Source organism: Micromonospora sp. NPDC048898 (genome assembly GCF_043198035.1).
In the GTDB taxonomy this organism is placed as follows: domain Bacteria; phylum Actinomycetota; class Actinomycetes; order Mycobacteriales; family Micromonosporaceae; genus Micromonospora.
Genome location: NZ_JBICUF010000009.1, coordinates 1 through 14,459, shown reverse-complemented (window position 1 = coordinate 14,459; position 14,459 = coordinate 1). Strand labels below are relative to the sequence as shown.

18 protein-coding genes are annotated in these 14,459 nt (G+C 70.8%); 6 read left to right on the top strand and 12 right to left on the bottom strand.

Going from position 1 to position 14,459, the window contains the following annotated elements; genetic code table 11:
• Positions 1-5: 5 nt before the first annotated feature.
• Entirely contained in the window at positions 6-959 is a 954-nt protein-coding gene (locus ACGFIQ_RS22475) for a histone (RefSeq protein ID WP_393246532.1), read from the bottom strand.
• A gap of 82 nt (positions 960-1,041) precedes the next feature.
• Positions 1,042-1,245, bottom strand: a complete 204-nt coding sequence (locus ACGFIQ_RS22470) for a hypothetical protein (RefSeq protein ID WP_393246531.1) — start codon at positions 1,243-1,245, stop codon at positions 1,042-1,044.
• Between the two features lie 170 nt (positions 1,246-1,415).
• On the opposite strand from ACGFIQ_RS22470, the gene ACGFIQ_RS22465 reads away from it, so the two are divergent.
• A complete protein-coding gene (locus tag ACGFIQ_RS22465; protein ID WP_357070467.1) occupies positions 1,416-1,913 on the top strand; it encodes an NUDIX domain-containing protein in 498 nt (165 codons plus the stop codon).
• 3 nt (positions 1,914-1,916) lie between these two features.
• On the opposite strand, the gene ACGFIQ_RS22460 is transcribed toward ACGFIQ_RS22465, so the two are convergent.
• From ACGFIQ_RS22460 to ACGFIQ_RS22430, 7 genes are all read right to left on the bottom strand, one after another.
• Positions 1,917-2,915 carry a hypothetical protein gene (locus tag ACGFIQ_RS22460; protein ID WP_393246529.1) on the bottom strand — a complete coding sequence of 333 codons (999 nt, stop codon included), beginning with the start codon at positions 2,913-2,915 and terminating at the stop codon, positions 1,917-1,919.
• On the bottom strand, positions 2,876-3,208 hold the full coding sequence (locus ACGFIQ_RS22455) for a PadR family transcriptional regulator (RefSeq protein ID WP_393246527.1): 333 nt from the start codon (positions 3,206-3,208) through the stop codon (positions 2,876-2,878). The genes ACGFIQ_RS22460 and ACGFIQ_RS22455 overlap by 40 nt, the downstream gene beginning before the upstream one ends.
• Positions 3,209-3,228: 20 nt before the next feature.
• Positions 3,229-4,101, bottom strand: coding sequence for a GyrI-like domain-containing protein (locus ACGFIQ_RS22450; protein ID WP_393246525.1), 873 nt, complete (start codon positions 4,099-4,101; stop codon positions 3,229-3,231).
• Positions 4,102-4,223: 122 nt separating this feature from the next.
• Positions 4,224-4,853, bottom strand: coding sequence for a GNAT family N-acetyltransferase (locus ACGFIQ_RS22445; protein ID WP_393246523.1), 630 nt, complete (start codon positions 4,851-4,853; stop codon positions 4,224-4,226).
• A 32-nt stretch (positions 4,854-4,885) separates the two neighbouring features.
• Entirely contained in the window at positions 4,886-5,827 is a 942-nt protein-coding gene (locus tag ACGFIQ_RS22440) for a redoxin family protein (protein WP_393246521.1), read from the bottom strand.
• The gene (locus ACGFIQ_RS22435) at positions 5,828-7,054 is read right to left on the bottom strand and encodes an epoxide hydrolase family protein (protein ID WP_393246519.1); all 1,227 of its coding nucleotides are present in this window, start codon (positions 7,052-7,054) and stop codon (positions 5,828-5,830) included. It lies immediately after the preceding gene.
• A gap of 158 nt (positions 7,055-7,212) precedes the next feature.
• Positions 7,213-8,049: an SDR family oxidoreductase gene (locus ACGFIQ_RS22430; RefSeq protein ID WP_393246517.1), complete on the bottom strand. Its 837-nt coding sequence runs from the start codon at positions 8,047-8,049 to the stop codon at positions 7,213-7,215.
• A 122-nt stretch (positions 8,050-8,171) separates the two neighbouring features.
• On the opposite strand from ACGFIQ_RS22430, the gene ACGFIQ_RS22425 reads away from it, so the two are divergent.
• The 3 genes from ACGFIQ_RS22425 (at position 8,172) to ACGFIQ_RS22415 (ending at position 10,856) form a co-directional block, all read left to right on the top strand.
• The gene (locus ACGFIQ_RS22425) at positions 8,172-8,774 is read left to right on the top strand and encodes a TetR/AcrR family transcriptional regulator (protein WP_393246515.1); all 603 of its coding nucleotides are present in this window, start codon (positions 8,172-8,174) and stop codon (positions 8,772-8,774) included.
• Between the two features lie 55 nt (positions 8,775-8,829).
• A complete protein-coding gene (locus ACGFIQ_RS22420) occupies positions 8,830-9,738 on the top strand; it encodes an expansin EXLX1 family cellulose-binding protein (RefSeq protein ID WP_393246513.1) in 909 nt (302 codons plus the stop codon).
• Positions 9,739-9,848: 110 nt separating this feature from the next.
• Positions 9,849-10,856, top strand: coding sequence for a hypothetical protein (locus ACGFIQ_RS22415; protein ID WP_393246511.1), 1,008 nt, complete (start codon positions 9,849-9,851; stop codon positions 10,854-10,856).
• A 62-nt stretch (positions 10,857-10,918) separates the two neighbouring features.
• Here ACGFIQ_RS22415 and ACGFIQ_RS22410 read toward each other — a convergent pair whose 3' ends face one another.
• From ACGFIQ_RS22410 to ACGFIQ_RS22400, 3 genes are all read right to left on the bottom strand, one after another.
• Entirely contained in the window at positions 10,919-12,301 is a 1,383-nt protein-coding gene (locus ACGFIQ_RS22410; protein WP_393246509.1) for a hypothetical protein, read from the bottom strand.
• An 81-nt stretch (positions 12,302-12,382) separates the two neighbouring features.
• The gene (locus ACGFIQ_RS22405) at positions 12,383-12,673 is read right to left on the bottom strand and encodes a hypothetical protein (RefSeq protein WP_393246507.1); all 291 of its coding nucleotides are present in this window, start codon (positions 12,671-12,673) and stop codon (positions 12,383-12,385) included.
• Positions 12,670-12,936 (bottom strand): hypothetical protein, encoded by a 267-nt coding sequence (locus ACGFIQ_RS22400; RefSeq protein WP_393246505.1) that lies wholly within the window; start codon positions 12,934-12,936, stop codon positions 12,670-12,672. Before ACGFIQ_RS22400 ends, ACGFIQ_RS22405 begins: the two co-directional genes overlap by 4 nt.
• 402 nt (positions 12,937-13,338) lie before the next feature.
• On the opposite strand from ACGFIQ_RS22400, the gene ACGFIQ_RS22395 reads away from it, so the two are divergent.
• Positions 13,339-14,145: a helix-turn-helix transcriptional regulator gene (locus tag ACGFIQ_RS22395; RefSeq protein ID WP_393246503.1), complete on the top strand. Its 807-nt coding sequence runs from the start codon at positions 13,339-13,341 to the stop codon at positions 14,143-14,145.
• Positions 14,132-14,323, top strand: a complete 192-nt coding sequence (locus ACGFIQ_RS22390) for a DUF397 domain-containing protein (protein WP_393246501.1) — start codon at positions 14,132-14,134, stop codon at positions 14,321-14,323. The genes ACGFIQ_RS22395 and ACGFIQ_RS22390 overlap by 14 nt, the downstream gene beginning before the upstream one ends.
• The last annotated feature ends 136 nt before the right edge of the window (positions 14,324-14,459 follow it).

Below are 14,459 nucleotides of genomic sequence, written 5' to 3'. Positions count from 1 at the left end.
TGTGCTCAGCCGGTCGCCTTCCGGGCGGTGCTGCGCGTACTCCGGGGGGCGGTGGCTCGGGCGGCGACCGGGCGGGCCGGCGACCTGCGGGCGGTCACCTTGCGGGCCGGGGCCTTGGCCGCGGTGGTCTTCTTCGCCGGGGCCTTCTTCGCCGCCGCCTTGCGGGCGGTGCTCGACGATGTGCCGGTCGCCTTCGCGGCCGGCGCCCTCTTCGCGGCGGCCTTGCGGACGCCGCTCGGGCGGGTGGAAGCGGCCTTCTTCGCGGTGGTCTTCTTGGCCGGGGCCTTCTTCGCCGGGGCCTTCTTGGCGGCTGTCTTCTTCACCGCGGACGCCTTGGTCGCGGCCTTGCGAGCCGGTGCCTTCGCCGCGGCGGTGGTCCTCTTCGCCGCCGACGCCGTGGTCTTCTTCGCGGCGCTCGTGGTCTTCTTCGCGGCGCTCGTGGTCTTCTTCGCGGCGCTCGTAGTCTTCTTCGCGGCGCTCGTGGTCTTCTTCGCCGTGCCCGTCGCCCTGGTCGCGGCGGTGGTGCTCTTGCGTGCCGTGGACGCGGGGGCCCGCTTCGCGGCGGTGGTCGTCCTGCGGGTGGCGGTCGAGGTCTTCGCCGGGGCCTTCCGGGCCGCCACGCTGGTCTTGGTCGCGGCCCTCTTCGTCACACCGGCCTTGGCGGCGGTGGTCTTGGCGGCGGTGGTACTGGACGCGGCGGTGGTCCTGCCCGCGACGGTCCTGGTCGCGGCCTTCTTCGCCGGGGCCTTCTTCGCCGCCGTGGTGGTCTTCTTCGCCGGGGCGCGCCCCGCGCCGCCGGCAGCCTTGCGGGCCGGAGCCTTCGCCGCGGCGGCGCTCGCGGTGGACTTGCGCACGGGGATGGTCCGGCTCGCCGCCGTGTTCCGTTCGGCCGCGGCGGTCTTCTTCGCGGTGGTGCGGCGGGCGGTCGGACGGGTGGTGGCCTGCTGTGCTTCGGCCATCGTGGTTCCCTCCTCGGGGACGTGCTCTCGCGTGCGTCCTCGCGGAGCACGAAATACCTCGGCACGGGCCGTCCCGCGCCGTCTACTTGTCCTCCCCGGCCCAACGAGCGTCCTCGGCATCCCACGCCTCGTTGCGCTCCTGCACTCGTTGCAGGGCGTTCTCCGCGTCGGCCGCCGAGTCGTACGGGCCGAGAACATGCTTCGCCGGACACACGTCGGCGTCCGTCTCGACCCGGTGATGCCGGGTGCACCAGTAGAAATGCCCACCACGTTCGCTGTCGTTCATGGGAATCACTGTGCACCGCGAACCGACCGGCCGCCACCGGATCGCGCAAGTCGCCGACCCTCTCCACAGTAGATATGCATTGGCTCCGGCGGGGCAGAACACCCGAAATAGGTCGATTGGGCTAGCTCACGCGACGGCTGGCCAGCGGGGTCGCGGCCTATGCTCACCCGATGGCGACACCGGACTACATCGTGGGGTTGCGCAAGCACGTCGGTCACGACCTGCTCTGGCTGCCGAGTGTCAGCGCCGTCGTCCGCAACGACGCCGGTGAGCTGCTGCTCGGTCAACGTGCCGACGACGGCCGCTGGTCGGTGGTCAGCGGCTTCGTCGAGCCGGGCGAGCAGCCGGCCACCGCGCTGGTGCGCGAGGTGCGGGAGGAGACCGGCCTGGACGTGGCCCCGGTGCGCCTGTCCAGCGCCGTCTCGCATCCGCACACCTATCCCAACGGTGACCGCTGCGAATACCTGAACCTGGGCTTCCTGTGCCGGCTGGTGGGTGGCACCGCCCGGGTCAACGACGACGAGTCGCTGGCCGTGGGGTGGTTCTCGTTGGACCGGCTGCCCGAGTTGGACAAGCACGCCCTGCTGGTCATCGCCTACGCGCTGCGCGAGAACCAGGTGGCCGGTTACCTGGAGCCGGGCACGACGTGGGACGACGTGCCCGACTGAGGTTCACACGGGAGCCGGCGTGCGGGCGACCGGCGCGGTGGGCGCGGACCGCGCCGCCCGGATGGTGTACGCGAGGGCGTACGGCGTGCAGGCCAGGTAGAGCATCGGTTCCAGCGGCACGTGGAGGATGATGATTCCGAAGATCTCCCAGGGGATGGCGGGCCGGGGCAGGCCGATGTTCCAGTCTGTCCAGGCGGCGAGGAGCCACAGCGGCGCGGAGATCCGGTCGATGCTCTCCACCGGCGTCGGACCGATGACCGGGCCGGCGCGACTGCCCGCCGCGATGGCGTCGACGACGGCGAGGACCACCGCGAGGTCGGCGACGGCGAGTGCGCCGAGGACGCCCACCCACCAGGCCGCGCGGCGGCGGTTGCGGGCGGCGAGGCTGGCCGCGGCCCAGAGGACCAGCGTCAGACCGGCCAACCAGAGCAGCAGCCCGGGTACCGAGGTGGCCAGGTCCTCCGGGACGAGAGCGGACAGGAGCACGACCACTGTCACACCGATGGGCAGCACCACGCCGAGCGCGACGCGCAGCGGGCCGTCGAGTGCGCCGTGCCGGGCCCAGCGCGCGGCAACCATCGCCAGCAACACCGCCAACACGACGGTGAGCGCCGTCCAGATCGGCTTCTGTGCCCGCGCCGGCCAGTCCACTCCCGCCAGCCAGGGCTGAAGCGGGTCCAGCGCGTACGCGCCGCCGATCACGATGGCGACGCAGGCGATCGGGGACAGCAGCAGAGCCGCCGCGGTACGGCCGACTCGACCGCGCAGCAGGTGGCGGTCGACGACCGGGGCACCGGCCCGGCTGACCGCCAGGCTCACCGCGAAGCCCAGCATTGTCGTCCAGCGACCGGTCTCGGCGAGCACGTGCACCTCGGCGGCCCACTCGCGGCGCAGATCCTCGCGGACGTCGGCCGGCCACCGACGCGCGGCCATCGTCAACAGCACCTCGGCGATCCGGCGGGTCACCACGCCGGCGCCCCGGTGGGCTCGGTGCCACCCCACGACCGACGACCGTCGGGGATCGCGGCACGGAGGTCGGCGAGCGCCTGCCGGGCCTGCGCCACGCCTTCGGCGGTCAGGCGGTAGTAGCGACGGGCCGGCCGGCCAGCCTGGACCGGGTCGATCGACTCCCAGTCGGCGGCCAGCCAGCCGGCCCCTCGCAGCCGGTGCAGCACCGGGTAGAGGGTGCCGCTGGGCAGGCCGGTCAGTCGCATCAGATCCAGCCCGTAGCGCTGCTCGTCGGGCTCGGCGAGCAGCGCCGCGAGCACCTTGGCGACCGGAATGGTGATCCGCATCCGGCCACTATATCGAAACTCTACATAGGGGTCGGGGTCCTCTCGACCGGGATCCACAGCTCGGCGTCCGCCTCGGTGCCGTCCGCGGACACCCGGACCCGGGAGATCTCCGGTCCGCGTCGGCTGCGGTACGGGTTGGACGGAAACCACTGGGTGAACACGTCGCGCCACAGGTGCTGCACGGCCTGCGGAAACGCCCCGGAGGTGGTGAACACCGCCCACGTGCCGGCCGGCACCGGCAGCGCGTCCAGATCCTCCGGCGGCACGGCACCTGTCACCACGCCGTGCCAGTAGTCCAGCTCGGCGCCCTCCTGCCGGCCGTCGGCGAGGTTGTCGCTGACGTTGACGATCCCCTTCGGTTCCTGATCGGAGAGCGCCTCGATCCGCCCGGCCGTCTCCGTGTCGATGCTCCGGACAAACGCGACGATCGCCGGGTTCATCCCCTCGTGCACCAGTGGGACCCGGGCCTTGCGTCCCACCAGTGCGAACGCGTCCTTGTCGACGATCCGGTACTCCATGCTGCCGCTCCCTTCGACGGTGAGTCGGAAGGTCATCCGGGGCTGGGCACGCAACGCTGCCCCCGTACGCCGCGCCTCTCCGGGCCCCACGCCGTGCACGGCGTGGAACGCACGGGCGAACGCCTCCGCCGACCCGTAGCCGTAGTGCACCGCGACGTCGAGCAACGTCCGCTCCCCCGCCAGCACGTCCGCGCCGGCGACGGTGAGCCGACGCCGCCGGATGTACTCCGACAGCGGCATTCCGGCCAGCGCGGAGAACAGCCGACGGAAGTGGTACTCCGACGTCAGCGCGATCCGCGCCAGCTCGGTCACCTCGACCTTGCGGTCGAGGTGCCGCTCGATGTGCGCCATGGCCTCGTTGAGCCGCTCCAGCACCCGGGGCTCCCTTCCTTTAGAGCACCGACGCTAGGTCGCGGGGCCGGTGGCCCACCCGACATCCGCTGCCCGCATCGGTCGGGTGCGGCCGCACCGGCCGTCGTGTCGTAGCCCGGCGGACTTCAGCGGGCCGGCTGTTGCATGATCCAGGTGGGGACGGGCTCCGACAGGGTGCCCACCACCTCCCAGCCGGCGCGGCGGTACAGCTCGACGTTGGCCGGGTAACTGGTCTCCAGGATCGCCGGCAGGCCGTCGGCGGCGGCGCGGGCCAGCCCGGCCCGCATGACGGCACGGCCCCAACCGCGTCCGGCGCTGTCGGGGTGGGTGCCCAGCACACCGAGGTACCAGAACGGGTACGTCGGCAGGGCGGCGTGCACGGTTTCGTCGTAGCCCCGCACGCGGGCCAGCACGTCGGCGGGGTATCGCGCCTCCTCCGGCGACCCGGGGCCGACGCCGGGGGCGTCCGCCGACGCGTCAACCGGCGGCGCGTCAACCGGCGGCGCGTCAACCGGCGGCGCGGCCGGTGGCTCCCAGATGGCGACGGACGCACCGCCGCCGATCGTCCAGATCGACGACCTGTGCACCCGCTTGTCGAAGAGGTCCCCGAAGAAGAAGGCGGCGTAACGCGGATAGGTGTCCTCGTCCGGGAACAGATGTCGCAGGATGGGATCCTTGACGAATGCGGCAACCAGCGTGGCGACCACCGCGTCGCGGTCCGTTGGCGTGGCGAGGGTGATCTCAGGCGTCGTCACAGCAGTCGATGCTATCCCGGGGTCAGCGCACGTCAGCCGAAGGTGAAGGCGTACGCCTCGGCGCCGGGCTCACCGAACGTGATCTCCAGGGTTCGCTCACCGACCACGCCGTCCTGGCGGACGAGCTGGTAGAGGCGGCCATCCCCCAGCACGCCGTTGCCGTCGACGTCGACGTCGACGCCGTGTGACGGGCCGGGCGCCGCGCCGTCGAGCAGCACACGGAACGGGATCGACGCGCCCGCCCCGGGGGCCAGCACGAGATGCGCGTCGCGGGCGTGGAACCGGAAGGCGATGCCACCGCCGGCCCGGTCGAGCACGACGTTCTCCGACCCGATCGTCCACTCCCCCGACAGGGCCCACGTGTTGACGCCCAGGCTCTCCGGCACCTGGTAGGCGCGGCGTTCGTCGAGCGCCGGGCCGTTCGGCGACGCGAAGTGGTCGCCGCGCCGGAAACCGAGGTACGTCTCGGGCGTGCGCAGGTTGGTCCAGTCGGCCTCCGCCTCCGGGCCGACACCCTCGACGGGTACGGGGTCGCGCTCGACGCCGAGCAGTTGCTGGAGCACCCGCTCGGACTGCTCGTAGCGCCCCTCACCGAAGTGCTCGTCACGGATGACCCCGAAGGTGTCGACGAAGTAGAGCGCCGGCCAGTAGTGGTTGTCGAACGCGCTCCAGATCGCGTAGTCGTTGTCGACAGCCACCGGGTAGTCGATCGATCGCGCCGCGACCGCCCGCCGCACCCAGTCGACCTCGTGCTCGAACCCGAACTCCGGCGTGTGCACCCCGACGACGACCAACCCGTCGTCGCGGTACGCCTGCGACCAGGCACGCACGTACGGCTCCTGGCGCAGCCAGTTGATGCAGGTCAGCGTCCAGAAGTTGACCAGGACGACGCGCCCGCCCAGGTCGGCGGGGCCGAGTGGCTCGGAGTTTAGCCACTCGGCCGCCCCGCTCAGCGGGGGCAGGTGCACGGCCATCTAGCGCAGCGACCGGAAGGCGGTGCGAAGCTCCTCGGCGAAGATCTTCGGCTGTTCCCAGGCCGCGAAGTGCCCACCCACGTCGAGCTTGTTGTAGTAGATGAGGTTGGGGTACGCCTGCTCGGCCCAACTCTGCGGCGCCTCGTACAGCTCGTCGGGAAAGACGCTCACGGCGACCGGGATGGTCACGCCCTTGGCGGCGAAGAACGACAGTTTGTTCTCCGCGTACAGGCGGGACGCGGAGACCGCGGTGTTCGTCAGCCAGTAGAGCGAGATGTTGTCCAGGATGTCGTCGCGGGTGAGGCCCGCCTTGGCGCCGTCGAAGACCTGTGCGATCAGGGCGAGACTCTTCGCGTCGTGGTCGAGCAGGAAGGACGCCAGGCCGACCGGAGAATCCGCCAGGCCGGTGAGTGTCTGCGGACGGGTCGCCATCATGAGGGCGTACGCGACGTGTTTCCAGACGTAGTTGGCTTCCTCGGCGGCGCGCATCTCGTCGGCGGACAGACCGGACGGCAGTGAGCCCATGGCGTTGTTCGCGCCCGTGGTGTCGCCCTGGAACAGCAGGTCGATCTCGGGTGGGATCGCACCGGGCATGTTGGTGTGGATGCCGAGCAGTTCCGCGGGCGCCTGGAGGCCCATCTGATCCACGATGACCGCGCCCCAGTCGCCGCCCTGCGCGACGAACCGCGTGTAGCCCAGACGCGTCATCAGCTCGGTCCAGGCGGTCGCGATCTTCTGCGGGTTCCACCCCGACGTGGTCGGCTTGGCGGAGAAACCGTGGCCCGGCAACGACGGGATCACCAGGTGGAAGGCGTCCGACGCGCTGCCCCCGTGGGCGGTGGGATCGGTCAGCGGCTCGATGATCTTCAGCTGCTCGATCACCGACCCGGGCCACCCGTGGGTGACGATGAGCGGCAGCGCGTCCTCGTGCTTCGAGCGCACGTGGATGAAGTGGATGTCCACCCCGTCGATGGTGGTCATGAACTGCGGTACGGCGTTCAGCCGTGCCTCGACCTTGCGCCAGTCGTACTCGTTCTCCCAATAGCGGGCGACGGCCTGGATGGTCGCGAGTGGCACGCCCTGCGACTGGTCGTCCACTGTCTCCTTGTCCGGCCAGCGGGTCGCCTTGATGCGCCTCTTCAGGTCGTCGAGGTCGGCTTGCGGAATGTCGACGCTGAACGGCCGAATCTCCGTGGTACCGGGACGGGTCTTGGTCTTGACAGCCATGCGTGTTCCTCTCCGTCTGGGTTCGCGCCTCGTGAGGAGAAAACATGGGGTGCAGGCGCTGCCCGGACTTGTGTGCCGATTCGAGATGGGCACGCCGCCGCCATATCTCGGAGCCTAGAACGCCGCACCTGTCGCTCGTGGCGATACGAGGAGCACGCTCACTGCTCAGGTCCGGGTGCCGCGACGGCGTGTTCGGCGGCGCGGCTGACCTGCTCCCAGCCGGCCCAGGTGTCCATCCGCCGGCGCGAGATGTCGAACGCCAGGTCGTACACCATGCTCCCGAGCAGGAGCCGCAGCGGCGGGTCGTCGCTGTCGACCAGGCGCAGCAACGCCTCGGCGGCCAGCCGGGGTGGGCTGTCGATCGAGCCGTCCGCCCACTGCCGCTCCAACTCGGCCCGCAGCGGCGCGTAGGCCGGCAGGGGTGTGGTGGCGCTCAGGCTGGTGTAGAGGTCGGTCCAGTATCCGCCCGGCTGCACGATGCTGAGGGTGATGCCGAAGGCCGCCGCCTCCATCGCCAGGGACTCGCTCATGCCCTCCAGGGCGAACTTGCTGGCGCTGTACAGGCCGGTGCTCGGAAAGCCGCCGAGTGCGGCGATGCTGGAGATCTGCACGAGGTGGCCGGACCGCTGGGCCCGCAGGTGTGGCAGCACGGCCTGGCTGACCCACAGCGCGCCGAAGACGTTGACCTCGAACTGGGCGCGCGCCTGCTCCTCGGTGAACTCTTCGATCATGCCCATGGACAGGGTGCCGGCGTTGTTGACGACGATGTCGAGGTGTCCGAAGTGCTCGACGGCGGTGTGCACGGCGGCGATGACCGCCGCCCGGTCCGTCACGTCGAGGGTCAGGGCCAGCAGCCGGTCGCTGTGCCGCTCGTCGAAGCTGTCCTTCGCGATGGTCCGGGCGGCGGCGACCACCCGGTCACCGCGGTCGAGCGCGGCGTCGGCGAACGCGCGGCCCAGACCGCGGCTGGCGCCGGTGATGAACCAGGTACGCATGGGGTCTCTCTTCCCTCGGAACGAGACGAGACGGTCCGTCTCGTGATGCCAGAAGAGTAGACCTCGGACGGGAGACCGTCAAGACGATACGGTCCGTCTCGTTGCTGGTATCGTGCCACCTCATGACGCCCAACACGGCACGCCGGCGAGAGACCTCCCGACGCGCCATCCTCGGCGCGGCCTTCGACCTGCTCCAGGAGGTCGGGTACGCGAAGGTCAGCATCGAGGGCATCGCCACGCGCGCCGGAGTCGGCAAACAGACCATCTACCGCTGGTGGCCGTCCAAGGGCGCGGTCATCTTCGACGCCTTCCTCCTGCTCAGCGAGGCCACCGAGGGCGGGCCGCCGACGCTGCCGGACACCGGCGACCTGGCGGCGGACCTGACCCTGGTGCTGTGCGCCACGGTCGAGGAGATGAACGATCCCCGGTACGAGCAGCCGATGCGCGCGCTGGCCACCGAGATCGCACACGACCCCGAGCTGGCGGCGGTCTACGCCGAACGGTTGGACGGGCCGTTGAAGGAGGCCAAACGGCAGCGCCTGCGCAGCGCCCAGCAGGCCGGGCAACTCGCCGAGGACATCGACCTCGACGTGGCGGTGGACCTGATCTGGGGGCCGGTGTTCAGCCGCTGGCTGCAACGCGGCGGGCCGCTCACCGCCGAGTACGCCGACCTCGTCGTCACCACCGCCCTGAACGGACTGCGCCCCCGCCGATCCACCGAGTGACGACAGCTGGGACGGCTTTGCGCTGCCCCCGCGCCATGCGGCAACATCAGGCGCCGTGACGGCACCAGGCACGGCCCCCGACGACGACAACGGCACACCTCGGGCAAGTCGGCGGGTCAGACACTGGCTGGCCGGCGCCGGGGTCACCGCGCTGGCGGCCGTACTCGGCATCACCCTCGCCGTCCGCGGCGGTGCCACCCCGGCCTGCGCCGCCCCGCCGACCGGCAACACCGTCCACAAGGGAAAGGCCAGCTTCTACGACGCGGGCCGCTCGGGCGGCACCTGCTCCTTCCCGGGCCCGCCGGCGAACCGGCTCTACGTGGCCCTCGGCGCGTCCGCGTACGCCGGGTCGGCGGCCTGCGGCAGCTACCTGGACGTGAGCGGCCCGAAGGGCAAGGTCCGGGTCCTGGTGATGGACCAGTGCGGCGGATGCGGCGCCGGCAAGATCGACCTCTCCGAGGAGGCGTTCGCCAAGATCGCCGACCGGGCACAGGGCATCGCGCCGGTGACGTACCGCGCGGTGGTGAACCCGCCACTCGACGGCGGCCTCACCTTCCGGATGAAGAGCGGCGCCTCGCGGTACTGGTTCGCGGTGCAGGTCGGCAACCACGGCAACCCACTGCGCTCGGTCGAGGCGGCGGGACCGGGCGGTGGCTTCCGCAAGGCGGCCCGGCAGATCGACAACTACTGGACCGTCGAGGGCGGGCTCGGCCCCGGGCCCTACCGCATCAGGGTCACCGACGTGTACGGCCGCCAGGCGACCGCCACCGGCATCCGGATGGTCACGAAGCAGGTCCAACGCAGCACCGTTGCCCTCGCCAGTGCCGTCCCGCCCAGCGCCTCCCCCTCGGCTCCACCGAGCCCCACCGTCGCGTCCTCGCCGACCCCGACGGAGTCGGCCGCACCGACGGCGACAGTCGAGGCGCTCGCCGGTGCCGGCCCGCTGGACCGTCCGCACTGCTGACCCGCCCGGTCAGCGAACCCCCGAGCGGGCTCACGGCCTGTGTCATAAGAACCGGCCGGCGACGCGGGCTGAACCGGACTCAGCCCCAGGCCGGACTATGATCACCCGCCGTGACAGTCAGACGGTTCGAGGACGACGAGACCGGTGGAGGCGACCTGGCGGCCGCGCGGCCAGGTCGACGTCCCGCCCGGCGTTCACTGTTCTTCGCGGCGCTGGCCGCGGTGCTCGTGCTCGCCGGCTGTTCGAGCGGCGCGGCCGGCACGCCGACCGCCGGGGCGTCCCCGCCACGCTCGACGAGCGGGCTGGGTCAGGCGCCGGACGTGCGGCCCAGCGAGTCAGGGTCGGTCAGCGCCGACGAGGCGCAGCGCCGACGTTTCACCGCGGCGGCCGCCCTGCTCAAGACCAGACCGGGGGTCCTCGGCATCCTGGTGCGCGACCGGCGAACCGGCGAACTCTGGCAGGCAGGGACCACCGACCATCCGATCTGGACAGCCTCCACCATCAAGCTCGCGATGGCCGTGGGCCTGCTGGAGCGTGCCCGTGCCGGCGAGATCACCCTCGACGCCACCGCACGTCGGCAGATCGCCGACATGCTCCACGTCTCCTCCGACGACGCGGCGACCGCCCTGTGGAACCGCTACGGCCGCGACAGCCAACTCGAACGCTTCCAGCAGCGTTACGGAATGACCGGGCTGACCACCGTCGCCGGCTACTCGCGCTTCTGGGGACACCTCAAGTGCACGGCGGACGATCTACAGCGGTTGATGTCGTACGTGCTGGACCGCCTCGACCCGACCGACCGGGCCTACCTCCTCGACGCGATGCGCTCGGTCGGCTCGATCCAGCACTGGGGCGTCTGGGCGGCCGGCGCCGCACAGCAGCCCGGCACCAAGAACGGCTGGTCGATCGAGCCAGACCCGGGCGGTAAGCACTGGGTCACCAACACCGTGGGATTCGCCGGCGACGGCCAGCGTTATGTCGTCGCCATCATGTACCAACTCCCACCCGGCAAGACGATCGACGCGGGGGTGCACGCGGTGAGCGACCTGGTCGCCACCGTCTTCGGGGCGCGGACCCCGGCGCGGGTCACCGTCCCGGACCCCAGCACCGGTCTCTGAGGATCACGCCGCCCCATCCTGGGCCGGCCTTGATCAGGTCGGCGGTCTGTTCTCGGTGGCGCTCAGCGGAACGGGCGCACGACGATCGCGAACAGCGTCCGGAGCAGCACGACGACGCGGTACACCGCGTAGACGAGCCACACGAAGAACAGGGCGGCGGCGGTGGCGAGCAGGGCGGGCCCCACGACTGTCGTCTGCTCGACCACCCAGCCGCCCGCGATCATGACGGTGACCACGACACCGAGCAGGACGACAGCACGCCCCACCCCCTTCGCCGCCTCCCACACGGCGCTCGCGTGTGCGCGGGCCGACAGGGCTCCCGACGGGGGCAGGGTGGGCGACGCCACGGATGCCGGCGCCCGCGCCGCCAACTCGTCGAGTTGCCGACCCGCGGCGCGGTCCCGTTCGTCGGCGGAGCGACGCAGGACCGCCTCCAGCGCCCGCAGGTCGTCCCGATCGCGAAGCAGCCCGGTGCGCGGATCAGCCAGGAGCAGCAGAGGAACCGGAGGTTCCTCGTCAGCCGAGCGGGCGAGCACCCACGCCTTGCCGAAGCCGCTGAGCTGACCCGGTCGCCGCACCCGGACGATCCCCGACAGCAGGCTTATCCGGGGCGCCGTCGGATCAGGGTCGAGCATGAGGTCGGAGCCGTCGATCATCGCCTCCCCGTCGACCAGGTCCCGGCAACTCTCGGTGAATCGCCGAGCCAAGCTGGTGACAACGCCGACCACCACCAGGGACACGACCAGCACAATGACGCCGAGCAGTTCGTTGCGCAGTGCCGCCACCTCGATCAGAAGCAGCGGAGGAACGAGGACGAACAGGTACCAGCTGGCGAACAGCAGGGCCCGACGCCGGTCCAGCCACCGCACCAGCCGGGCACGGTCGGGCTCGTCCGGAAAGCGCCGCAGGGGAACCGCGTCGGTCGGCCGGACCGGTTGTCGACACAGGTCGTGCAACAGTTCACCCGCCAGCACCGCCAAGTCCCGCGCGAACTGATCCTCCTCGTATTTCACCTCGCGGAGTTCGAACAGTTCGATGGCCGCCCGGCCGTCCACCGGGCTCTTCTCGGGCAGCGGGACGCCCAGGCGCACCCCGGCGGCGGGCACCAGCAGCAGACGCGGCCCCCGCAGGGTGCGTCGTCCGACGGCCGCCGGGTCGTCGACGAGCACGACCGCGGCAACCTCGTCCCACCGCAGGTGGCGTTTCAGCTTCGGGGTCCGCACCGACCAGCCCTGCGGATCGACATCGACGCGGAACGGCAACACCGCGTCCCGCACCAGCCGGCCACCCGTCGCCAGGCCGAGCGCCACAGCCGCCGCGCCCAGGAACAGGCCGACCCAGGCGACATCCAGCAGCGGGTACGCGATCCCGACAGCTCCGGTGAGCAGCAGAATTCCGAAGAACAGAAGGACAACACGGTCGAAGTACGGTTGCCGTACTCTCACCGCCTCATCGTCCAGCACGAGGTCAAGGCGTCTGCCGGGTGAGCTGCCGCGCCGGGTTGTGCGAACGCCGGTCCGGCGGCCTCATTGCTCGGGGCTAGCCTGATTTGTGCGCCGCTCCGGTCGCCGGGCCCTTGACAACCACCCGAGAAACCGGGCGTGCATCGCGGTCAGGTCAGGGCACAGACCCAGGCCGTACACGTCATCGATCGCCTCGTGCATCGACGAGGCCAGGTAGAACGCCAGGGCGATCGAATGACCGTAGAACTCGGCCGCGAGGTCGAGCCGAGCCGGACCGCACGGCCAGGGTGCGGCACAGTTGCGACACAGCCACACCGGGCGCATCGGCAGGTGCGGGCGACGGCGGGCGGTCATCCGACCCGCACCGGGCCTCGGCGGCGTTCGGCGGGCCTGGTCGGCGCGACGGGTAGGGCTTGCAACCGCACGCCCGCACGCATGACGTACAACTCGCGACGCGCCACCGCGTCGCCCGCCGCGTTCAGCTCGTACGCCTCAATCCAGATCCATCCGTCGTACGTGTGCCGCTCCGGCAGCTCGCGGATGACCCGCACGATGATCGGACGCAGGAACTGCACGCTCGCCGCGGTGGTCAAGAGGATCACGTCACCGGCCTTCATCGTCCCGACCACTACAACCCCCAGGGGTACGTGAAAGTGCGGCTCGCGGCCGACGCCGGAACGGCGGAACGCTCGTCCCGGGTGGCCACAGGCCGGGCAGTCCGCGCCTGCGGTCGGCTCGCCGGATTGGAGTTGGGCTTCTCGGGCTCGTCGTCGGGCATGGTCTCCCCCTTGTGCCGTTGGGAAGGGGCCGCTCCCGTGAGTGCTCGCCCGTCGGGAGCGGCCCCGCTACGAATGCGGCCGCCGGATCTCGTGGGCCTACCAGCCGCGCCACCTGGTGACACTCTGCTGTGGAGACCGTTACGCTCGGAAGGCATCCCTGGTGTTCGGGCCGGAGCTGGCGGAGCAGGCTCCGGGCGTGTGGCACCCCGGGTAGTCGATCTCTGATTTGAGGAGCGTTGAATGGCTGACGTGCCAAGTCCCCTGGCGGACTTCATCGTGAGCGAGATCCGTCGCGCTCGCGGAGCGTCCGGGATGACGCAAGAGGCGTTCGGCCGGGCGGCGGGCTTCAGCGCTTCGCACGTGAGCGCCGTGGAGAGCGGTACGCGAGCGCTGACGATGGACTTCATCCGTGGAGCAGACCGCGCCTTCGGTAACGACGGGTTCTTCGGACGCCTGGTTGTGAAACTCGGCGCACCATCGTGGTTCCTGCACTGGCTGGACGCCGAGCGCGGCGCGCGACAACTGCGTCTGTTCGAGCCACTGCTGATTCCGGGCCTGCTTCAGACCGAGAACTACGCCCGCGTGGTGATGCGGTTGAACGACCTCATGTCGGCGACCGAGGTAGACCAGCAGGTAAGCGCTCGGATGAGCCGACACAAGATCCTGACCGGTGACACGCCGCCGCAGGTGGTGGCCGTGCTGGATGAGTCCACGCTCCGCCGCACCGGCGATGAGCACGTCGGCATCATGGCCGAACAGATCGCCCACCTCATCACTGTCGCCGAGTTGCCGCACGTGCACATCCACGTGATCCCGGCGGCCGCCGGCCTCCACATCGGGCTGTCCGGGCCGTTCGCTCTGGCGCTCGCCAACGACGGCACGTGGGTCGGACACCTCGAAAATCAGCTGGGCGGGATGGTGGTCAACAACGACGATGGGCTACATACTCTTCAGGCGAGGTGGGAGAACGTCCGGAACGAAGCGCTCCCACGCCGACAGTCCATCGAGCTGATGAAGGAAGTGCACAGTCATCATGGACCTCACTAACGCCAGCTGGCGCAAGTCCCGACGCAGCGGATCATCGGGAGGCAACTGCGTCGAGGTCGCCGACAACCTGCCGGGTGTCATCGGCGTCCGGGACAGCAAGGACCCTGCCGGCCCGGCCCTGACCTTCGGCCCCGCGACCTGGCGGGCGTTCGTCGCTCACGTCGCCGCACGGTCGTAGCGCAGGCCAGACGCACGGTAGCTTCATACCGGCCCGCAGCACTAGGGCCTGTGTCGAAGTCGGTTACAGCCACTCGTTGATCGCGGCGATGTGAACGGTGGCTTCGTAGCGGACGGCGAGTTTGTCGAAGCGGGTG